This window comes from Pseudoxanthomonas sp. 3HH-4, assembly GCF_006716465.1.
Classification (GTDB): Bacteria; Pseudomonadota; Gammaproteobacteria; order Xanthomonadales; family Xanthomonadaceae; genus Pseudoxanthomonas_A.
This window is the reverse complement of the sequence record NZ_VFPB01000003.1, coordinates 22,972-44,067: the sequence shown is the minus strand read 5'-3', so window position 1 is coordinate 44,067 and position 21,096 is coordinate 22,972. Positions and strand designations below refer to the sequence as shown.

Sequence of the window (21,096 nt, the reverse complement as noted above, 5' to 3'; positions counted from 1 at the left end):
CGCCGGGCGCGCGCCACGTCCAGTGTCTTCGTTCCATGGCGCACATCCCTTCACATCCATCAGGAATTACCGTGATCAACCGCATCGACAGCGTCGTCTACACCGGCAAGACCCACACCACCGGCGGTCGACAAGGCGCTGCCCGCAGCGATGATGGCCGCCTGGCCATTGAGCTCTCACCGCCCGGCAGCAACGGTCCTGGGACCAATCCGGAGCAACTCTTCGGCGCCGGCTGGTCGGCATGCTTCCTGGGTGCCATCGGCAAGGCAGCGCAGGCCGCGAAGGTCGTGCTGCCCGCCAACACGGCCGTCGATGCCGAAGTGGACTTGGGCCTGACCGGTGACGCCTACTTCCTGGCGGCACGCCTCAACGTCAGCCTCCCCGGTCTGGATCCCGCCGTCGCCGGCGCACTGGTAGACACGGCGCACCAGATCTGCCCGTATTCGAAGGCCTCGCGCAGCAACATCGATGTGGAGATCCATCTCGTCTGACCTCGCTGCAACGGCATCCGCATGCGCGGATGTCGTTGCAATGGCGCTTCGATCAGGGCGAAGTGGCCACTATTCGGTAGCTGCCGGATGTGATGTCCAGACTGGCATGCGTTCTCGATCAGGACCCGCGCCATCGCAAGGGGGGATTTGAGCCGAACGAGGATTCGCGAGTTCCCACGAACCCCCAACAAACTGATGTCCGCTTCGGGTCGCGGATTCGTATGATCGATGCAACACAGTGGTAGCGCATAGGCAGCAGAAGTGTCGCGGGTGAAGCGTTGAAGAGGATCTACCACAGCGACACTCAGAAAGCGCTGAAGTGGGATCTCTGGCGGACCCCCTACGATAAACATCCCTAATCCCCTGCCCCGCTGATGTCCACTCTCGGCCGCGGATTCATATGGTCGATACAAAGCACTGACGGCTGCGCAGGCTGTAGAAGTATTGCGGATGAAGCGCAGGAAGAGGATCTACTACACCGACACGCAGAAGGCGCTGATGTGGGATCGCTGGCAGCAGGGCGAGCCCCTGCATCAGATTGCGTCCCTGTTCGATCGGCACCACAGCTCAGTGCTGAAGTTCCTGGCCGCGCATGGCGGCATTCGTCCGCCGATAAGGAGAAGGTCTCCGAGCACGCTGAGTCTGGCCTTGATTCCAAATCGCCGTGCTACTCAAAACCGCGGTGACGTCGCATGCGAACGCAGCGGGAACAATGCAGACATCTACCGGTGATGCGGCTTGAGCCCCCGACTCGAGTGAAGTGAACTTATGGGGTGGCGACATTGCCCTTTGGGGCTAGTCGCCCGACAGCAATATCATGCAAATGACGTGATAGATTCTTGGCCGATGGGTAAAGACTGATTGGCTGCGTTCGCGGACAACCTCCCCCCGCTCAGCCGACGATCATTTTTCTGGAGCGGATATGGATGCATTCTCCGCCATTGTTCTCGCCATCGCAGGGCTCTTCATCGGCATGCTCCTGATGTGCGAAGCAGGGCGTCGCATTGGCGTTCGCAGCATCCGCAGATATCCCGACGGGCTGGCCAAGGGAACCGGGGCAGCCGAAGCGGCGGTGTTTGGGTTGCTCGGTCTGCTGATCGCGTTCACCTTCTCGGGCGCGGCAAGCCGATTCGAGGCGAGGCGTCACCTGATAGTGGAGGAAGCGAACATGATAAGCACCGCATTCCTTCGTCTTGACCTGCTTCCCAAGGACGCACAGCCGGAGTTGAAGCGTCTTTTCCGCGAGTACGTACAGCTGCGATTTTCTGTCTATCGCAACGGATCCGATACGCAGCTTACCGAGAGCCGTCTTGCCCAGACAGCAGTGCTGCAGAACCGGATATGGCAGAAAGCCATCGTCATCTGCAATCAGCCCACCACACCCTCATCGGTTACGATGCTGGTACTCCCTGCGCTCAACGACATGATCGACATCACCTCGACTCGGGCCGGTGCCACGCAGAATCATCCGCCTCTCATCATCTTCCTTCTCCTCGGCGGATTGAGCCTGATCGGCGCCCTTCTCGTTGGCTATGGCGCCGCTGACAGCGCGAACCGGAACTGGCTGCATCCGCTGATATTCTCGGCGATCCTGCCCCTGACGGTTTACGTTATCGTCGATCTGGAATTTCCACGATGGGGATTCGTCCAGGTCGATTCCGCGGACAAGATGCTGCTAGCACTTCCGGAACACTGACGCTCAAAACCCCTTCGGACAGGACCCAACTCATGAACAAGGTGATCATCTCAACAAGCGTTGCCGGGCTGCTCTCCATGTCGGGATGCGTCACTGAGGGCCCGCCCCAGGCATCCGTTTCCGGCCGCTGCAGTACTGAGGGCACCGAGTGGGCGATGGGGAAGTCGGCCGATGAAGCCACTGGGAGGCGACTCTTCCAGCAAAGCGGTGCTGGTCTTTGGAGGATCATCACGCCGGACAGGGCGGTATTGGCGGACTATCGTGATGATCGCCTCACCGTCAACGTCGATGCCGCCAACAAGATCATCGCGATCCGTTGCGGCTGACGTGACCGTTGAATCAGCAGGCGCCTGTTCGCAGGAGGATCGTCAACTCGACAATCCTGATCGATACGAGCAGGTATGCCAGGCTCAGCGCGACCTGCGGTATCACGTGCCATCGCAGTCTCGATAGCCTGCGCAAGCCATCGATGCAGTTGAGCAGAATGAGCACGTATCCGACGGCTGCAACCAGATACCCCGCGACAAGCGGACTGATCCCCAGCACCCCTATGGCATTGGCGCCCTTCGACGCCTCGAGTCCGGCGGCGATGATGAGGGTCGCGACGACGGCATTTCGGGCATGTTCGAAGGCCGTCCGCAACCCACCGCGCTCGAACAGCGCGCTATTGATCGATGAACGATCCACGCTCGCGCCTTGTTGCGGTGCGGAGAAGCCGGATGCGTACCGCCATCCGCGTCATTGATTCCCGCATCCCGGCGATCTTGCCTGCGTCCCCACTGCCCCACTCGCTTTGCGCGACCGCCAGCCCAACGTTCAAGGCGCCACCCGGAACGGGTACTGCATGAATACCTCGGCCACCGCCGCGTTGATGTCCGCCTCGCGCTGGTCCGTCGCCTTGTCACGCACGCGCCCGACAGCCACACCTTCCCACACCAATTGCTTGCGCCGCGCGTCCACGATGTCGATGTTGAGCGTGCCCTCCATGTACTGATCGACATGGGTCTCGTAGCCTCCCCAGCCACCGTACAAACCTCGGCGGTACCCGTAGTACATCGGCATCGGGGCGGGAACCTGGCTCACTCTCGTCTGTTGGGCCAGTTTCGCACTGAAGTTGATGAGGAGGTCGGCCCCACTCACTCGGTAGGCATAGCCCCGTGACTCCATCTCGCGGCGCGCTGCCGATTTGAGCGTCTGGGTGACCAGGGTTTCGTAGCCCGCGGTATCGGCACCCAAGGGCTCGAAGAATCCGAAGGTGCGATACGCACTGAAGTCGGCGGCGCGATCATAGTCCGCACTCACCTTGGGACCGGTCGCGCATGCGCACAGGATGAGCGCGGCCAGGACGAGCAACGCGCGGCACAGTCGTACGGCATACGCTGCGGAATTCGATGAGGTCTTGTTCATTTCGAGGGTCCCTGTCGATTACCTGCATCCGGATCAAAGAGCGTGGCATCGGCGCGAAGACAGGACGGCTCACCCGCCTAGAAGCGGTAGACCGCTCCCAGTCGTATGCCGCTGTCCACGAAATCAAGATGGCCGTCAAAGCTGGTCTTCATTGCATCGACCTTGATACTGCTGATCACGTAGTCCACGGAGAATCCGACCCGGTCCCAAGGGAACCATTCAACGCCGGCGCGGCCAAAAATGACGTCGGCGTCCATGTCATTGATCTCGGCAGAGAAATAACCGGCGTCGGCGGAGATACGCCAGTCTTCTGCGGGCGACCAGCGCCACGCGGCACCGATGGTCGGCGCTGGCAAGTCGGCCGATACGCGTCCACTGACCGTTCCCCCTGCCTGCTCTCCCTGGGCGTCGAGCTCCAGGTCTATCTTCATGTCGACGCTATACCAGACCAGGCCTGCACGTGGCCCCAGCGCCCAGGTTTCATCCGACGCTGCCCACCAGACGTAGTAGGCCTCATATGCCTTAACGTCGAACTCGGCACGCACCGTGGCGGATGCCTCGTACACGTTGCCATCGAACTCGATGTCGCGGCTCAGTACCCGTGTCTCGTCCGTACCATTGCCATGGTAGGAGAGCCCGAATTCATGACGGTCCCACGGGCGCCAGGTGAGGCCGACATACGCGATGACAGCATCGTCATCCAGGCCGAGGTCACGATCCAGGTCGATATCGGTACCGGATTGCGTTTCCCCGTCCGCCCTCACCTCGGTGTCGAAGGTAGTGACATATCCACCGATGCGGGCACTGAACGTATCCAGAGGTTCGGCTGCACGTACGGTGCAGGCGAGGCAGGACAGGAGTGCCATGATCGACAGGCGATTGATCCGGCGCGCTTGAGCAAGCATGAAACCTCCCGGTGCTGCGGTGGGTGGATATCGGTACTGTCCCGGTATCGATTGGGACGCGGCGTGCCAACGGGCGTCAACAGGTGGGAGGGGGACGCCGTCGATCAAGCCGAAGGGGAGCGCCGTGCGGAAGTGTGGTCAAGACCGCTGCTGCAGGTAATTGGCATTGGGGGCGCGGGCCATTGCCCTTTGTGTCCATGCGCGCGCATGCCAGCCGGTCCTCAAGCAGCGATCGGCTTGGGGCGCCGCCATCACGGCGCGTCGCTGTCCGGCAGTTCCGCGAGTTCAACCTGCTGCATATCGTTTGCGCGCGTGAAGCGGGGCACCTGCACCTGGGCGTCGATGCTCTTCCAGTCGATCTCGGCGCTGTAGCCGGGCAGTCCGGAGTCGCGGGTATCTACCATCACCACCTTGCACGGCAGGTTCCGCTCGTCAGCCCAGACCTCCCAGATGATCCCGGCACCGGAGAACGTGTGGTGCTCGCAGCTACGCCCCGCCACGGTACCCTTCCCCGCGTAACGCCCCTCCGTGATTGCGGAGACCGGACCATCCTTCTCTCCCCATGAAAATAGATCGGCAATGGGAAGCTCAAGTCCACGCCTTTGCGTCAGTTCTTTCCGGAAGACGGCGAAGGAGGGGCCGGGTGCATCCACCTGTGCGTACTTCTGCTGCGTGGGCGCAACAACGGTGATCACGTTGCCATCGTAATAGACCTGGCGATTCAGGCCCTCCCCTCTCACCTCAGCGAACAGCTGGTTTGGCGAGGCCACGGTATAGCCTACCGCCCCTTTGAACTCCCGGTACTTGCCGTCCCCAATGGCGGCGCGCGTGGTAACGCTGGTTTCCATGTGGTAGCCCTTCAGCTTCCTCAGTGCCGCCCCGATCTGACGCATGGCTTTCTCGGCTTCCGGTGTTATGGGCCCACTCTGGCTCGCGGCCGGCTCGCTGCTCGAGATGCACGTGACCAGCAGTGCGGTGGCCGCCAGGATCTTCAACGTTTTCATGTCGTAGCCTCGATGGGTGTTGTGTGCAGATGTGGTGTGCCGGACTAGAAGGGCCGGCCGACTTCCAGGAAGAGAATGCCGCTGCCGCGCTCCCGCCACCCGATGCCCAGCAACATCGGGCCCAGCCAGGAATCGAAGCCGGCGTAGACGCTCGCGTTGAACACACCGTCGTCCAGCGCCATGTCCTGGCGACGTTCCCAGGCGTTGCCATACTCCAGCGTCCCGCCGAGCAGGGCGGACCGCCCCATGAAGCTGGCCAACTGGTAGCTGTATCCAGCCAGCACCAGTGCGTAGTGCTGACCCGTCAGTTCATTGAGGCGGTACCCGGACAGACGCGCACGACCGCCCAACCGGTACCTGCTCTGGATCGGGAGTTCACCGGACAGTGTCGTGTGATAAGAGGCGCCGAGCTGCAGCGCGTGGTTCCCGAAACTCGCGGCGAACAGTGCATCCACGTCCATCTGGTTGAACTGGGAATCACTGCCCAGCGCTTCCCGTGATGCGGTGTAGCCCAACTGGCCGTAGTAGCCATCGCGGGGAAAGTACAGGCTGTCCAGCCGATCGATCGCCAGCGAGACGAATGCCTCGCCCTGGTCGAAATCAAACCCCTGGTTGGCGGGGTCGCCGACCTCGACGCGTGCCTTGCCACGCATGCGTTGCACGCCGATGCTGAGCGCGCCGTGGTTGCCGAACTCGCGCGCCGCCTTCATGGTCAGTCCGCCGGCTCTGACATCGTAAGTGGAGGTATTCCTCCCCTGCCGGTCAAACACATGGATGTTGGGATTTTCGTACTCGATCCTGCCGTAGAGCAGGTTTCGGTTGCCTGCATCCAGCGGAAAGTACAACTCGCCCTTCAGTCCTGGCTCACTGCCGACGGCAACGGTGACCCTCGCTTCCGCACCATACGGCGTCAGCGGCGCAAAAAGCACGGCCGCACGCAGGTTACTCTCGAACGATCCTTCGAAATCGGTGTTCAGCGTCAAGCCAAGTTGCAGGTAGTTGGGGCCTTGCGGTTTGGGCCGCGCCTGGATGAGTACGCCGGTGCGGCCATCCTCGGTGGTCACTTCATAGGTAACGCTCGAGAGCGTCCCCATGCTGTAAGCGCGCAGAAGCTCCCGTTCGATGCGCGCCGTATCCAAAGGCTCACCGACCAGGATCTTCAATCCCGCAAGCAGCACCTCGTCGGCATAGCGAGTGTGGTTCTCCACCCGGACGAATTCGACCACGGGCGCTGAACCGGGCAACGAGGGCCGCGCCTCGAGATGCTTTTCGTAGTCGCGGTCCGGTACGGCGAGCTCGGCAATGCGAGCCCGCGCACCTTCCGCTGCGCGCTCGCCTATCTCCAGGGCGATGGCGACCTTGGTGAAGTCACCGGTCTTGACGTCGGTTCCCAGGTCGGGGGTGATGAGGATATCGGCGCTACCCAGCGTATCGAGCTGCCTGCGGGTATTGCCCGTCGTCATCATGCCGCTGATCTGCGAAACCACGTCCAGCAGGCTGGCGTCGCCCTGAAGGTTCGCCATGGGGGTCCCGACATCCACGGCGATGACGACATCGGCGCCCATGGCCCTCACGACATCGATGGGCACCTGATTCACTAGCCCTCCGTCGAGCAGCACCCTGCCCTCTATCTCGACCGGCTGGAAGATGCCAGGCAACGACATGCTCGCGCGCATCGCCAGCGCCAGGCTGCCGTGGTCCAGCACCACGGCGTGACCCGAGTTCAGATCCGTTGCGACTGCACGAAAAGGGATGTGCAACCGGTCGAAATCAGTGACCGCGCTGGCACGGAGGGTCGAGTTCTCGAACATCGCCAGGATACGTTGCCCCTGCAACATGCCTGGCGAAAGCTTGAGCGACGTCCGGCTGATTCCCACGCCCACCGTTGCCAGTCCATCGCGATCGTCCTGCTTGCGCCGGAAGGAGCGCTCAGGACGACTGAGGGAGTCGTCGAACAGCTGCTTCCAGTCTGAAGATGCCAACAGCTGTTCCATGTCGTCAACCGACATGCCGGATGCGTATAGCCCGCCCACCAGGGCGCCCATGCTGGTACCCGCGATGCAGTCGATCGGAACGCGCTGCTGCTCGAGCATCCGCAGTACGCTGAGGTGCGCGATGCCGCGTGCGCCTCCCCCGCCGAGGGCCAGTCCGATGCGTGGACGCGAAGGCGAGGAAGGAGCGCCGCAACCCGTGTGCGCCATGCCCTCCCCTCGGGTCTGTGCGTCCGCATTGGGTGCCAGCCCAATGCCGACGCAGACGGCAAGCATCCATGCAAGGGCGCATCGCCCGAAGCTGTCGCTGAGGGTAGTGGCGTCGGGAATCGTCATTGCAACTCCGGGCATCCTCGCAGGAAGCCCGGTTCGCGCCGACCTGGAGGCCCGTCATCCGGAAAGGGAATGCGCATGCGCCAGGCAACAGCCGGCATGCCCACGCTCAGGGAGCGGGCCTGGGGCATCTCACCGAATCCCTGCCACGGGACGAAGGATCGCCCGTCCTCACGGCATCACGACGATGTAAACGACGTCGTCGCCATGCATCTGCTGCTGGTAGTAGTGCCCGCCGCAGTAGTAGTAGGGGGTCGCATAGGTGTGCACCAGCGGACAACCGGGTGGAACCGATGCATACATCGCACCGAGGGTGATGGCCGATCCCACGGCAGCGCCCCACACCAATCCCGCGCCGACGCCGTATCCGGGACGCACGCCATAGTCCGGATCGACGTCGATGTTCCAGTCACCGCGATCGATGTTGATGTCGCCGGTGTTGATCCTGTTGCCGGTGTTCTCCCGGTTGCCGGAATTGACGGCATTGCCGAAGTTCTCGCGTCCGCCGCCGGTCACTCGGTCGCCGGTACTGACCCGGTTCCCGCCACCCGGTCGATCGGCTCCCACCGCACCGTCTCCACGCGCGGGGGACATGCGGTTGCCCGCCCCCATGCTCTGTCCTTGACTCGGTCGGGGGCCGGCACTCGAGCGACCACCCGAACTCATCCTGCCCCCGGCATTGACACGTCCTGCCCCGGCGCGTGCACCCATCGATGCGCCACTGATGGATGAGCGTGCCATCGCGCCGCCGCCCCCGCGGCCACCCCGGGAGCTAGCCTCCTCGGGAACCAGCATCGTACCGGCGCCGATGGTGCCCGCCATCACCAGCAGCAAACCCTTCGTTCTGGTGGATCCGCACAGGAACCTGATCATCTTGCGCCCTCCTTCATTGCCAGCGTTGTCTGCATGGGTATCTCGACCGCGCCCTCCGGAATGCGGAACGCGAATGTTCCGGCTGCGATCTTCGGCTTCAGGTCCCAATGCAGAACGGCCACGTACTGCGGATCGCCGACTTCATAACGGGTCGTGATCAGCAGTTTCCGCGGCAACGCGTTGGCGCCCTTCTCCACCCACAACTGCCAGTCGACATCCGCCTGCCGGAACGCGAGGTGATCGGTCGGCGTGCCGTCAACCTCGCTGTCGCCGACGATGAGTCCCACCTTCACGGATTGGGTCAGATCGCCCACGACTCCCTGGTAGAGAAGATCGATCAACGGCATCTCCACGCCCGCATCGAGGAGCGCTGAAACGAGATCACCTATCTTCCCGGGGGCGGGAGAAATGGCGTAGACGTTCAGGTCCGGCACGTACGTGGTAAGCGTGCTGCCATCGTAGATATAGGCACGGTTCTTGATGTCCCCCTGGACTTCCAGGCGCAGGCGCTGCGGGGCATCGACCCACATCCGCGCAGTTTCGTTGTTCTGCAGTTTGTATCCATAGGGCAGCACTTCGTCACGACTGATCGCCGCCGTCACCGAGTACCGTCCCATGCGCCTGAGCGTAGCCGTCATGCGGTCGAGCACCGCCTGTGCGTCGGCAGTCACCACGCCACCCACGTCGCCGATCTCCACCGCAGGGGTCTCTTGCTGCGGCTCTGCCTGCGCTTTCGCCTGCGGCGCGGCAAGCGCCATGGACAAGAAGACCGGAGCGAACAACTTCATGCTTGATGGCGACTCATTGCAACGAGCCATGGTATGCCTCCCTTCGCGGAACGGAGAATCAACAACGCGGCACGGATTCCAGCACCTTGCCGGCGCAAGTTGAATTGTCCCTGGGGGCAAGGGATTTTCCGCGATATGCACAGGACTTCACCGCATGCGTCGTTCAATCCAGGATGACGGGCATGGTCATGACGGATGCGCTGAAACAAGCTGCGTCACTATCCTGAGGGAGTCCATGCGGTTGCCTGGCTCGCCGGCTCGCCAACGCCTGCATCCAGACAGCAAAGAAGTTTTGAAGCTGGCCCGCGAAGGCAGTTATCTACGCGCTTGACGCGCGCACGCCAGTAGTGGACGCATCCATGGAAGTCACGCCGCCGCTTCTGCAACCTGCGGCATCGGCGACGACCCACCCGCCATCGTTTCAGGCAGATCGAGCGAAAGGTGCACCAACCCCGCGACCGAGTGCACCTGCATCTTCTCCATGACATGGGCACGATGCGCCTTGACCGTTCGCTCGCAGGTACCCAGGGTGTCGGCGATCTGTTTGTTCAACCTTCCCGAGATGACCTGGGAGAACACGACTCTCTCGCGTGGCGTCAGCGTGTCGAAGCGTCGCCTCACTTCCTGCCGCCGCTGCTTCTTCTCGCTGCTTTCCGAATCCTGCTGCAACGCGGCGATGATGGCGGCCAGCAACTGCTCGCGATCGAAGGGCTTGGTGAGAAAATCAACCGCGCCACGCCGGATCGCGAGTACGCTCATCGGGATGTCGCCATTGCCGGTCAGGAAAACCACCGGCAGCGAATCAGGGTGCTTCGACAGCGCCAACTGCAGTTCAAGGCCGCTCGGCCCCGGCATGCATACATCGAGCAGTACGCACCCTGGTTCCCCGGTGGGCCACGCGAGCAGGAAGTCCCCCGCGGAGGGATATTGGCGAACCTCGAACCCCATCATCGACAAGAGCCGGGAAACCGCCTCCCGCAAGGAATCATCGTCATCCACCACGTGGATGACGGCTTTGCAGCTCTCCATACCGCCTCCCGCAAGCCGGTTGGCTTTGTGAGAGGTTTTACAGGAACGCCAGATCGAGGGAATCGCCACCAAAGTGCAAATGCCCGCCTTTCCGATAAACGGCGCCTATTCGTCCGAGTAAGGAGGCAGGAAGATATGGAAAGTCGCGCCTTGTCCGGGATTGTTGGTGGCCTGGATGCGCCCCCCATGTGCGGACAGAATAGACCTGGAGATCGAGAGCCCGAGTCCCATGCCATGCGACTTGGAGGTATAGAAGGAACTGAACAACTGGTCCAGGTGCTCGTCGGGGATACCGGGCCCCTCGTCCACCACGCTCAGGTGGATTTCGTCGTACTGAGAAATGCCAATCTTGAGTTCCACGGGTGGCAACTGCGCCGGGGCGTTGTGCCGGATGCGGCCCGCCTCCAATGCATCCATTGCATTAACGACCAGGTTGATCAGCACTTGCACCAGCAACGACTGGTCACCCCTGACGTAAGCGGACTTCCAGTACGGGATGACGACGATCCCGATTCCGCGGCGGCGCATCTCGTGGCCCAGGAGTTCCACCACGCTTTCAACCACGTCATTGAGGTCCAGCTTGACCAGATCCGGGTCGCGCTTCTGCGCCATCGTGCGGACATTCCTGATCACGTCGCTGGCACGCAAACCGTCGCGGCGTATATCGCGGATGATCTTGCGCAGTTCGTCCGGCGCCGGTTCGGAATCCTCCAGCAGGATATCCGCCGTATCGACATTACTCAGGATGGCGCTCAGTGGCTGGTTGATCTCATGGGCAATCGAGGCGGTCAGCTCGCCGACCACCGCCAGCCGCGAGGTGTGAGAAAGCTCGTTGTCGGACGCCGGTGGATTCTCCATCGAAACCGTGTCGTCCTCGGCGCCACCTTCGGCGAACAGCATGGCACCCAGCAACGCAACGAAGCCCGCAGCATAGAAGCAGTGCGTGGTCCACAGGTGCTGCATGCTCGCCAACGTAGCCAGCGCTACGGCCAGCGCCAACAACGGTAGCCGGTACCGCGAGCCGGTCCGGCCAGGGCGCGTCGACGCCTTCCTGGCAAGCCCCATCGAATAGGCGGCAAACACGACCGCAGGTACAGCGACCGCACTCCATACCAGGCCTGCGGATACTGGGTCGGGGCGCGGGCCCTGAAGGAGAAGACCTCCCGAGGCGAACAGCGCGGCACATAGTGTGGCGATGAATAACCAGACCATTCCCCCGGGATTGCCTGCCCCACTTCGAAGCCGCCATGTGGCAAGAATGCCCAGCATTATTAGCAGCCACGTCACGAAGGGGACAGGCAAGACATGCGCACTCGCGACGCCGACGGAAGCGATGCCGCACAGCACGCCCAGTAGCGGGTCGCCCTTCGGGCGCGTTTCGACGGAAGACGTCGCGAACTGCCGGACGCCGCACACAAGGAATGCTCCCGCCAGTGCCCATTCCAGAACATGGTGGAGATTCACTGCCGTCTCCCGTCCGTAGAGGTTGGCGCACAATACACGCGCCCATGGCCAGCAGCCAGCCGTGCATGCCTGGCCGCCCGCACCTTGATATCCCGGGGTGCGAGCATCATCACGCAACGCGGACATGGGCGACCTTGCCCGTTGAATGGATGCCGCGCGCTCGCCGGGATGGCGTGGCGTGCCCCAAGGGGCAGGTACGCTTCCCTCGAAGCCAATTCCTGCGCACACCACGCCGCACCAGAATCCGGCAACCCGGGCGTGCGTCATGCACGCCCCAGCCCAGGTCTCCATTCGAGGAATTCTTCATGTCCTTCATCCCGCGCACCTTGTTCGCCATCGCGCTCTCGATCGCACCCACACTCTGCATTGCAACTGGACAGGACGGTGCCGCCGCCTCCATCGATGCGGCAGCGATGGCTTCAGCCGAGATGCGCGAACTTGAGGCGCGGGTCCGGACGGGCAAGCGCGCATTTGTCGACGCACAGTTGCAGCTGACGCCTCGGGAAGCCTCCGGTTTCTGGCCACTGTACGAGGAGTACCAATCCAACCTTTCCACCTTCAATCAGCGCCGCCTGCAGATCATCGTGAGCTATGCCGAGCAGTTCAACGCGGGCGACATGCAGGACGCATCAGCGACCAAGCTTGCCCAGCAGGCCTTGCGCCTGGAGAAGGACGAAGCGCTGCACATGGAGCGTGCCTTTCAGAAGATCAGCCGCGTTCTCCCCGGCGTCAAAGCGGCACGCTACCTGCAGGTTGAGGCCAAGATCCGCTCCCTCGTCCGTTACGAGCACGCAGCGCAGATTCCGTACGCGCGGTAGAGAATGCGCGCAACCGGCAAGTACGCCGCAGGATGATCGTTTCCTGGACATGACGACCGTTCTCGCTGCGAAAAAAATCTGCGCGTCACCCTATTCGACGCGGCAGCCTTCGCGCTGGAGCCCGATGTGATGGCGTACAGTCACCGGTAGGTTCGTGAGAAGCGTGCCCGGGCTGGAAGCCAGATGGACTATCTTCATTCACCGGCATCGGTCCATTGCCCCCGGGGACAATGCGATGCACCCGAACTGCCAATACTGCGTTCAGTGCGGACGAACGATGATGGCCGCGAAGACTTTCGATGGCGCGGTGTTGGAGGACCCCATGTTGCGTGCTGACTACGGGATCGTGCTGATCGAGGATGATCAGGGCCTGCGCGAGGCGCTCGAGCGCGTGCTGCGCAGCTCGGGATACGATGTGGTTGCACTGGGATCAGGCGAAGAACTGCAGTTACTGCTGGGAAACACCGGATTCCCCTCCAGCTGCCGCTGCGTGATATGCGACGTGCGGCTGCCGGGCATCGGAGGCTTCGAGTTGCGCCGCCGGGCTGCAGAGCTTGCACCGCTGCCCCCCTGGATCTACATCTCCGCCTTCGACGATGTCACTACGCGCCGGCAGGTCGAGCGGGAAGGTGCGGATTTCCTCCAGAAGCCCTTCCCGGGCAAGACGCTGTTGGCGCTGGTCGCCTCCCACTCGCCCCCGGGGCGCACTTAGCTTCCTGCTTTCATCCCGCAACGCCGGGGCCGGTACCCGTGGGTACTGGCCATGCGCAGCTCACTTGTCGAACACGACCCTGGCTTCCCGGATGAACAAGGCACGCAGCTTGTCCCAGAAGTCGCCGCCCAGCACGAACAGGCTGACGACCAACAGGGCATCGCCTGCCATCGCGAATGCACGGCGGTTCTCCTGCAAGGTGGGCAACGCGTCGGGCGCGATATAGGGACCGATGGAGCCCAGCACGATCAGGGATACGAACATGATCAGTCCGATGCGGTAGCGCAGTGGACTCACCGTCGCGGGAGGCGCGAAACGCTTGAAGTGCGACGCAATCAGCCGCTTGAGGTAGGCAAAGCCGGGCTTTCCCATGATCGCTACCGCAAAGACCAGGAAGAGCTTCGGAAAACCGAGCAGCAGGATGCCGTTGATTGTTGCCTTCAGTCCGTCCGCCAGGTCCGAGCCATTGACCAACGGAACAAGACCAAGTCCAAGCGCCCATCCAGCGGCCCAGACTAATACGCCGATGATCAGCCGTTTTTTTTGTGCGGGATCGGGCGCATCCAGCATTTCGGCAGGCTGTTTCGAAGCGGTGCTCATGGTGTGCTCCTGTCAGGTCGAAGTCGGTCGTGATTGGGCGTCGGTTAGCGTGGACCGTGTACTGCTCCGTGATAGCGCCAGAAGAAGCTCATTGCCGCCACCGAAAACGCGCCCGCAACGGCAAACTGGAACAGTCGCCCCCACCAGATCGAGAGCGGTGCGGGACCGGTAGCGATGGCGGAACTGAAGATGATCAACGTGGCATTGCATGCGATAAGCATGACGGGCGCCATGGGCCCGCCCCTGGCGATGCCGCCGCCGTAGAAGAGCAGTGCCGTGAATACAAGCAGCGCAAGCAGCGCCAGATTGGGCGTGATGAGCAGCACGGCGTATAGCAATAGGCCAATGAATCCACCGGCGAGATTTCCCAGGACCATGGCCACGGCCTGCAGAAGGCTGCGGCGCGCATCGAACGTCACTACCAGCATCACCGTAGCGACGAGGACAGGCAGCACGTCGGCAAGGCCAAACAACAGGTACACCAGCATCACCGGCATGACCACCGCGACCGAAACCAGTGCCCGCGCCAAAGGCGTGATGACCGGATCGGGGCGGGGCTGCGACACAGGTGGAGATGATCGAACCCGCGTGGCGGGCCATAGGGCGTGCGCCACCCATACCCCCGCCAGCGCCATTGCGATGCCGCGGATCAAGGCGAGGGGTAATGCCCCTGCCTGTGCAGGCGCGACCATCACCGCGACGGGAATCGTCGCGAGGCAGATCAAGGCGAGCAAAGCAGGAAATACGGGCTTTCCCGCCGCAATGGAATGAAAACACAGCAGTGACAACAGCGCGATCGCGGCCACGAGGAGGACAGGAATGAAGCGCAGCAGCGACGCCAGCACGAAGGAACCCAAGGCCGACACCGCCGTCACCATGGTCAGGGCGACGATTGCCTTCGCCGGAGGACGGCCTGGAAGATTGCCGAGCAGCACGACCACCAGTACCGGCGCCAGGAACGTGGGCGTCCATTGCATGGCCTCGCATACGAGCAGGCACGACGTGCCGGCAAACGCCAACCGCAGTGCCGCCAGGCGACCTTGTTCTCCGAGCCCGGCGTCGATGGTCGCGACGCTCACCTGAGGAAGCTCAGGAGCGAGATCATCCGGATCCACAGTCGTGAGAGCGGATTCATCAGCGACCGATCGCGCGTCAGGATGACGACGCTTGCCTGGGCTCCACTGCGCGCCGGCACCAGGACCTGCTCTTCCCCGGGGGAAGAATCAAGCACGATCCGGACCGGGAAACGTTGTGGCTCGCGCAGCCAGCCGGTGGGTGCCGACACGGTGGGGAGCTGGCCATTCGGCGTCTCACCTCCCTGTGCGATGCCCCACCCGATGCTATCGACGCGCGCGTCGAACACCTCACCCGGCCGATCATCCAGGGCCACCCATGCGCGATTGCCCGGCGCGATGTTGCCCAGCTGGTTCTCCCGCATGGCGGCCGTCACCCATCGCGGGCCCTTCTCGATGAAGCTCAGCACGGGCTGGCCACGGCTCGCGTACTGCCCTGCAGACAGTCGGAGATTGGTTACCACGCCATCGGCCGGCGCGACCACCGTTGTACGCCTGAGGTCGAGTCGCGCCTGTTCCAAGGCAACCAGCGCCTGGCGGACCTGCACGTTGCCATCGCCCGCCTCACCCAGGCGTATCCTCGCGCGTTCCGCTTCGGCTTCGGCCCGCATGATGTCCGCGCTCGTCTTGGCGATGTCGGCGTTCGCACGGATCGCCGCGGTTTCGGACAACGCGCGCTTGGCCGCGAGATCGATCACGATCCTGCCCAGCTCGCGGGTTGTCGCCAGGTCCACGCGCTGCCTGTGCAACTGCGCGTCCGCGACACGCACATCCGCCTCCGACGAGTCCCTGCCCTGCACCGCGGCGGCCAGGCTGGCCTCGGCCGCGCGCGCGGCGATCTCGAACGGCAGTGGATCTATCCGGAACAGCACCTGCCCACGCTTGACTTCGTGGTTATCGCGCACGCCCACCGCAGTCACAGGTCCGCCCACCTCGGGCGTGATCTGCACGAGCAGCGTATCCACGGCGGCCTGCGACGTGTAAGGCGTGATGCGATCGGCGACCAGGTGCAGCAGGAACATCGCCAGCATCGTCGCCACCGCAATCCGGATCAGCTTGCGCAGCTTGCGGGCAGCCGCGTCGGCCGACGGTGGCGTGGTGGCGGCCTCGCCCGGGGCTTGCTTCGCTCCCGGTGCCTGCGCGGCAGTGTCGGTCTGCTCAGTCATGCGATGTCGTTGCCGCATCAGGAGGGGAAGCCAAAGCGTTGCCTTCGTGCCGGATGGCCACACCCACGCTGGGCACCGCCGCATCGGTGACGGTCCAATCACCGCCCAGTGCGCGATACAGATCGGTCACGTTGCGCAGCGCATCCCCGCGTACCGCAGTCAATGCCAGCCGGGCCGAGAACAGCCCTCGTTCGCTGTCGAGAACGTCCAGATAGTCGGCATAGCCGTTGTCGTAGCGTTCGCGCGAAAGTTCGACGGCCCGTTCCAGCGAATGCACGCGCCGCTCATAGGATGCGACTAGCGCGCGGCTGGCACTCAACGACACCAATGCGTCATCGACATCCCGGAATGCGTTCTGGACCGTTCTGCGATAGGACTCGACCGCTTGCGCCTTGCGTGCTTCAGCTTGCTGATTGGCCGACTCGATCGCTCCACCACTGAATATTGGCCCCAGCAGCTCTCCGACGAACGACCATGAACGTCCCGGCCCTGAAAACAGTCCGTCGAGTTCGTTGCTGCTGCCACCCGCCGATCCAGTGAGGGACAGGTTCGGAAAGTACAAGGCCCGCGCTGCGCCCACCGTAGCGTTCGCCGCAACCAGTTGCTGCTCGCTTTGGATGATGTCGGGGCGCCGCTCCAGCAACTGGGACGGAATGCCCCCAGGCACACGCGGTGTGACGAGGGCCTCCAACGCCGGCCCACGTTCGATCGGGCCCGGATTGCGACCCACCAGCAGCGACAATGCATTCTCCTGCAGGTCTATCGCACGCTGGATATCGGGTATCGCTGCGAGCGCGGCCTCGTATTCAACCTCGACCTGCATCATCTCGAAGTCCGACACCACGCCCCCGTCCAGGCGAAGCTGGAAGAGTTCGACGTTGGCGCGACGCCCCTCCACCGTCGATCGCGCGATACGGAGGCGTTGGTCGAGGTCCAGCAGCGTGACGTAGCCCGATACGATGGCGGATGCGACCGTCAATCCGACGCCGATGCGCGCCTGGTCCGTCGCCAGAAGACTGGCGCGCGCCGCTTCGCTTTCCCGCCGGATGCGACCCCAAAGATCGATTTCCCAGCTTGCCGACAGCAGCGCCGAATAGCGTGTATCCGGATTGCCTCCCCCCAGCGCCTGACGGCTGGCGCTGCTTCCGTAGCCGATCTGGGGGAGTCCGGCCGCTCTCGCGCCCGTCACCCTCGCAGCGAATTCATCGACACGCAGCGCGGCGATGCGGAGATCGTGGTTGGCGCGCAGTCCCTCGGCCACCAGCGCATCCAGCCGGGAGTCCCCGAAGGCCTGCCACCATCCGGCTACTGGCGCTTTGACTTCGCCCTGCAAACTGTCGTGGTCGTGCATGAAGCGATACGCCTGCGGTACATCGACCTGCGGCCTGACGTAGTCCGGCCCCATGACGCAGGCGGACACCAGGCAGACAGCGCCTATCGCCAGGCCCACTGTCGATGGAGTGGCAATGCGGCTGCCTGCAACGCCCACGTGTCGGCTCCGATTGTCGTCAGCACCATGAGAGACCACGCGATGCTGCGCGCAGCGGATACCCAAGTCACTTGCACTTAGGTGCAGCGGCGGGCCGTACGAAAGGGTACGCACGTGTGCGTGCAGTGCTTGCGCATGCTGCGAGTACTGGTCCGCGATGCGGTCTCGAGACGTAGAAGCTTCTCCGTGCGGCATCTTCCCTGGCAGAAGCGATCGCCGCCGCGCACCGCAACTCCACGCGCTACTGCAAGGGCAATTCGTAGAAGGCCATCAGCCGCAGGTCCTCCAGGGTCGAACGCGTGGCGTCCCGCTGGATCACACGTGCATACCGCAGGCGCACGCTCAGACCAGAAAAGGCGCCCTGCTGCGGCTTCCATTGCAGGTTGAGGTCGTACTCGTCCCGGGCATGCTGGGATGTATCGTCCGGCTCGGACCCATGCACCCAAAGCGCATGGGCGCTCAGTCCATCCACCGAGACAAACTCGTAGGCGGCACGCAGCATCACGGCACTTTCTCCACGACGGAAGAAATCTTCCACCTGGACGCTCGCATAGCCCGGATAGCCATTCCAGGGACTCTGCATGTCGGCCGATCCCCAGGCGCTGCTGTACGCCGCCGTCAGCAGGGCATGGCCCAGGGCGAGTTCGAGTTTTCCGCCTGCCTGACGAGCGGAGAACCGCCGCCCTTGCAGCTGTTCGGCGCCTACGCTGCGCTGATCGGAGAACTGCAGCCCCGCACGCAGTATCGTGTTCTCTCGAAACGGGCGGGCGATGTTGGCTTCGGTATAGAAGATGTTGATGATGTCGTCGCTGAAGTAATTGATCGCGCCGAGCGAGAATGCGCCGTTGCGATAGTTTCCACCCAGCACGTACACACCGCGATCCACCCCCGCAGCGGCGCCCGCGACGCTGGACATGGATGCGAAATCGTCGGCATTGCGCGGCTTCATGCGGCCGAAGTAGCCGGCACCCAGCTTCCACTCAGGGAGGCCCTGCTCCCCGCCATAGACACCCACGAGGGTGACGGCTTCGTACGTCTGCGGCGTCATCCGGCTATCGCTGCGATTGAGGTACGGCGTGTCCAGGGCCAAGCGGCCGATCGAGAAACGCGTCTGCTCACCGAGCAGGAATTCGCCATAGAGTTCACCCAGCACGGAATAGCTGCGCTGTCCCGGCTTCAGCAACTGGGTGCCGTCCCTGTCGGCCGGGCCGTACAGTTTCTGCGAGGTGTAGGCCGTCGCGCCCAGGGCGAACGACTCACGGAAATAGCCGGTCTTCAAGCCAACGGATCCGCCGAGTGTCCATGCCTCGGCTTCGGAGCGGTCGTATCGCTCGCGGCCCAGGAAGTAGCTGCGTGCCTGTGCGGTGAACTTTGTGTCCTGCCAGGCGCGGCGCCGGGTCTGCTGCACCCAGTCCGCATGGGACTGATCGGCGAAGCTCTGGTCGAGTGGCGTCTGCCCGGATTCGGTGGAACTCAGCTCGCTCCTGGCGCTCTCCTTTGCAGGAATGCCATCGACAGCCCCCGGCATTCCGGGTCCTCCGCCGTGGCGCGTGGCCGCCACCGGTACAGGCCCGGCTATGCAACGGCCCGAGAGCAGCAGACCGAGAGAAAGCACAAGCAAGGTTGCGCCGCTTCGCAGGACACCTGGCCCGTTTGGATCCGTCTGCGGAATCCGCACTCCATACAGAGGGGATGAACGCATCGCCTGCCACCTTCGCTCGATCGCTGCATCTGCAGCGTTCAACCACGTAGCGGGCGCACGCAGACATCACCGCGTGCGCCCCGTTCTCAGCGCTTCCGGCAAGTCTACGTCCCGGGGGCACGCGGGACAGATGCCCGTAAGGGCAGTACGGATTCCCCAAATACCGTTGTGGCCGTGCAGGCGGTTTCAGCACACTGCCTGCGATACACCTGCGCACTGCGCATCCGGGGCGGGTTCGTCATCCGTCGCGTTGCCCAACGGGAAGAGCACATGGCCGCAAGCAAGCAAAGATCAGGTTCGCGGTGGGGGCAGCACTCGCAGAAGATCTTCCTGCTCCAGGGCGGTGGTGCACTCGGTGCCTACCAAGCCGGTGTCTATGCCGGCCTGGCGGAGATCGGCGAAGCTCCGGACTGGATCGCCGGGGTGTCGATCGGAGGTATCAACGCGGCGCTGATCGCGGGCAATCCACCGGAACGACGCGTGGCCCGGCTGCGCGCGTTCTGGGAGCGGGTTTCGTCCAACTCTCCCGCCCTCCTGCCGGCCAGCTTCGACATCATGCGCCCCATGTTCAACCGGGCCAGCGCCACGTCGGCGCTGTTGCTGGGCATACCGGGCTTCTTCAGGCCCAGATTTCCACCGCCGGCCATGGTGCAGGACGGCACCCCGGGTGCGCTGAGCTACTACGACACCGCGCCGTTGAAGACGACGCTGGAAGAGCTGGTCGACTTCGACCTGATCAACCGCAAGAATGTGCGTCTGTCGCTGGGCGCAGTGAACGTGCGTACCGGCAAGTCGATCTACTTCGACAATGCCCGGAACCGGATCCGCGCCGAGCACGTGATGGCGAGCGGCGCACTGCCTCCGGGATTCCCACCCGTGGAGATCGACGGGGAGATCTACTGGGATGGTGGCATCGTGTCCAATACACCCCTTTGGTACATCCACGACGAAGACCCGAGGATCGATGCCCTCATCTTCCAGGTGGACCTGTTCAACCCCAGTTCGCCGGCGCCGCAGAACCTTTCGCAGGTGCAGGAACGGCAGAAGGACATCCAGTATTCGAGCAAGGCGCGCTTCAACATGGACCATCTGCGGGACATGGAGGAGCTGCGGGGTTCCCTGCACCGGCTGCTGGCGAAACTTCCGAAATCCGCCCTGTCCGATCCTGACGTCAAGCGGCTGAGCGCGATCAGCACGCGCGGCGCGATCACCCTTGTCCAGTTCGTCAACAAGCACGACACCCGTTCGCTGGATTTCAAGGACTACGAATTCTCCCGCGCGACGATGCTCGATCTGTGGCAAGGCGGCCAAGATGACGTGCGTCGCGCCGTAGCCGATGCCTCGGGACACGTTGCAAAAGAAGTGACCAAGGGCATCCGCATCTTCGATCTGACCGCGTCGGGGGAGTGAAGACGTGCGCCGCAACGCATTCGCGACGTTGCGCGCCAGTCCGGTGGCGTCACTGCCCGTCTGCCAAGTCCTGCCCCGCGTACGCAGCCGCATCGGTCTGGCTTCCGGGCCGGGCGGGATCGTCCACGACTACCTGGCCAAGTGA

At 63.3% G+C, this 21,096-nt stretch carries 21 protein-coding genes and 1 pseudogene; 8 read left to right on the top strand and 14 right to left on the bottom strand.

Annotated elements, in window-relative coordinates:
* Positions 1 to 71 precede the first annotated feature (71 nt).
* The 4 genes and pseudogenes from FB548_RS10150 (at position 72) to FB548_RS10135 (ending at position 2,513) form a co-directional block, all read left to right on the top strand.
* Entirely contained in the window at positions 72 to 491 is a 420-nt protein-coding gene (locus FB548_RS10150; RefSeq protein ID WP_142124674.1) for an organic hydroperoxide resistance protein, read from the top strand.
* Positions 492 to 941: 450 nt separating this feature from the next.
* Positions 942 to 1,139 (top strand): annotated as a pseudogene (locus tag FB548_RS10145) (IS30 family transposase); the annotation flags it as partial.
* A 274-nt stretch (positions 1,140 to 1,413) separates the two neighbouring features.
* Entirely contained in the window at positions 1,414 to 2,187 is a 774-nt protein-coding gene (locus FB548_RS10140; RefSeq protein ID WP_142124672.1) for a DUF4239 domain-containing protein, read from the top strand.
* A gap of 32 nt (positions 2,188 to 2,219) precedes the next feature.
* A complete protein-coding gene (locus FB548_RS10135; protein ID WP_185742079.1) occupies positions 2,220 to 2,513 on the top strand; it encodes an I78 family peptidase inhibitor in 294 nt (97 codons plus the stop codon).
* Between the two features lie 13 nt (positions 2,514 to 2,526).
* Here FB548_RS10135 and FB548_RS10130 read toward each other — a convergent pair whose 3' ends face one another.
* The 9 genes from FB548_RS10130 to FB548_RS10090 all read right to left on the bottom strand — a co-directional run bounded on the left by FB548_RS10130 (position 2,527) and on the right by FB548_RS10090 (position 11,981).
* The gene (locus tag FB548_RS10130) at positions 2,527 to 2,874 is read right to left on the bottom strand and encodes a hypothetical protein (protein WP_142124670.1); all 348 of its coding nucleotides are present in this window, start codon (positions 2,872 to 2,874) and stop codon (positions 2,527 to 2,529) included.
* 129 nt (positions 2,875 to 3,003) lie between these two features.
* A complete protein-coding gene (locus FB548_RS10125; protein ID WP_142124669.1) occupies positions 3,004 to 3,594 on the bottom strand; it encodes a DUF4136 domain-containing protein in 591 nt (196 codons plus the stop codon).
* Between the two features lie 77 nt (positions 3,595 to 3,671).
* Positions 3,672 to 4,499 carry a hypothetical protein gene (locus tag FB548_RS10120; protein WP_142124668.1) on the bottom strand — a complete coding sequence of 276 codons (828 nt, stop codon included), beginning with the start codon at positions 4,497 to 4,499 and terminating at the stop codon, positions 3,672 to 3,674.
* 251 nt (positions 4,500 to 4,750) lie between these two features.
* Positions 4,751 to 5,503, bottom strand: a complete 753-nt coding sequence (locus FB548_RS10115) for a DUF2092 domain-containing protein (RefSeq protein WP_142124667.1) — start codon at positions 5,501 to 5,503, stop codon at positions 4,751 to 4,753.
* Between the two features lie 44 nt (positions 5,504 to 5,547).
* Positions 5,548 to 7,830 (bottom strand): patatin-like phospholipase family protein, encoded by a 2,283-nt coding sequence (locus tag FB548_RS10110; RefSeq protein ID WP_142124666.1) that lies wholly within the window; start codon positions 7,828 to 7,830, stop codon positions 5,548 to 5,550.
* Positions 7,831 to 7,998: 168 nt separating this feature from the next.
* The gene (locus tag FB548_RS10105) at positions 7,999 to 8,421 is read right to left on the bottom strand and encodes a hypothetical protein (RefSeq protein ID WP_221625942.1); all 423 of its coding nucleotides are present in this window, start codon (positions 8,419 to 8,421) and stop codon (positions 7,999 to 8,001) included.
* Between the two features lie 275 nt (positions 8,422 to 8,696).
* Positions 8,697 to 9,458, bottom strand: coding sequence for a DUF2092 domain-containing protein (locus FB548_RS10100; protein WP_185742078.1), 762 nt, complete (start codon positions 9,456 to 9,458; stop codon positions 8,697 to 8,699).
* A 396-nt stretch (positions 9,459 to 9,854) separates the two neighbouring features.
* Entirely contained in the window at positions 9,855 to 10,586 is a 732-nt protein-coding gene (locus FB548_RS10095; protein ID WP_221625941.1) for a response regulator, read from the bottom strand.
* A gap of 36 nt (positions 10,587 to 10,622) precedes the next feature.
* Positions 10,623 to 11,981, bottom strand: a complete 1,359-nt coding sequence (locus FB548_RS10090) for a HAMP domain-containing sensor histidine kinase (protein ID WP_185742077.1) — start codon at positions 11,979 to 11,981, stop codon at positions 10,623 to 10,625.
* Positions 11,982 to 12,286: 305 nt separating this feature from the next.
* Between FB548_RS10090 and FB548_RS10085 the strand changes: the two genes are divergently transcribed.
* Positions 12,287 to 12,799, top strand: a complete 513-nt coding sequence (locus tag FB548_RS10085; protein ID WP_142124662.1) for a hypothetical protein — start codon at positions 12,287 to 12,289, stop codon at positions 12,797 to 12,799.
* Between the two features lie 280 nt (positions 12,800 to 13,079).
* A complete protein-coding gene (locus tag FB548_RS10080) occupies positions 13,080 to 13,511 on the top strand; it encodes a response regulator (RefSeq protein WP_221625940.1) in 432 nt (143 codons plus the stop codon).
* A gap of 60 nt (positions 13,512 to 13,571) precedes the next feature.
* Here the strand turns inward: FB548_RS10080 and FB548_RS10075 are convergent, their stop codons facing one another.
* The 5 genes from FB548_RS10075 to FB548_RS10055 all read right to left on the bottom strand — a co-directional run bounded on the left by FB548_RS10075 (position 13,572) and on the right by FB548_RS10055 (position 19,367).
* Complete coding sequence (locus tag FB548_RS10075) at positions 13,572 to 14,081, bottom strand: hypothetical protein (protein ID WP_142124660.1); 510 nt, start codon at positions 14,079 to 14,081, stop codon at positions 13,572 to 13,574.
* A 74-nt stretch (positions 14,082 to 14,155) separates the two neighbouring features.
* Positions 14,156 to 15,190 carry a DUF2955 domain-containing protein gene (locus tag FB548_RS10070; protein ID WP_185742075.1) on the bottom strand — a complete coding sequence of 345 codons (1,035 nt, stop codon included), beginning with the start codon at positions 15,188 to 15,190 and terminating at the stop codon, positions 14,156 to 14,158.
* Positions 15,187 to 16,350 carry an HlyD family secretion protein gene (locus FB548_RS10065; RefSeq protein WP_185742074.1) on the bottom strand — a complete coding sequence of 388 codons (1,164 nt, stop codon included), beginning with the start codon at positions 16,348 to 16,350 and terminating at the stop codon, positions 15,187 to 15,189. The genes FB548_RS10070 and FB548_RS10065 overlap by 4 nt, the downstream gene beginning before the upstream one ends.
* Positions 16,343 to 17,839: an efflux transporter outer membrane subunit gene (locus tag FB548_RS10060; RefSeq protein ID WP_185742073.1), complete on the bottom strand. Its 1,497-nt coding sequence runs from the start codon at positions 17,837 to 17,839 to the stop codon at positions 16,343 to 16,345. The genes FB548_RS10065 and FB548_RS10060 overlap by 8 nt, the downstream gene beginning before the upstream one ends.
* Positions 17,840 to 18,080: 241 nt before the next feature.
* Entirely contained in the window at positions 18,081 to 19,367 is a 1,287-nt protein-coding gene (locus tag FB548_RS10055) for an OprD family outer membrane porin (RefSeq protein ID WP_185742072.1), read from the bottom strand.
* 444 nt (positions 19,368 to 19,811) lie between these two features.
* On the opposite strand from FB548_RS10055, the gene FB548_RS10050 reads away from it, so the two are divergent.
* Entirely contained in the window at positions 19,812 to 20,951 is a 1,140-nt protein-coding gene (locus tag FB548_RS10050; protein WP_142124655.1) for a patatin-like phospholipase family protein, read from the top strand.
* Between the two features lie 4 nt (positions 20,952 to 20,955).
* A complete protein-coding gene (locus FB548_RS18785) occupies positions 20,956 to 21,096 on the top strand; it encodes a hypothetical protein (protein ID WP_185742071.1) in 141 nt (46 codons plus the stop codon).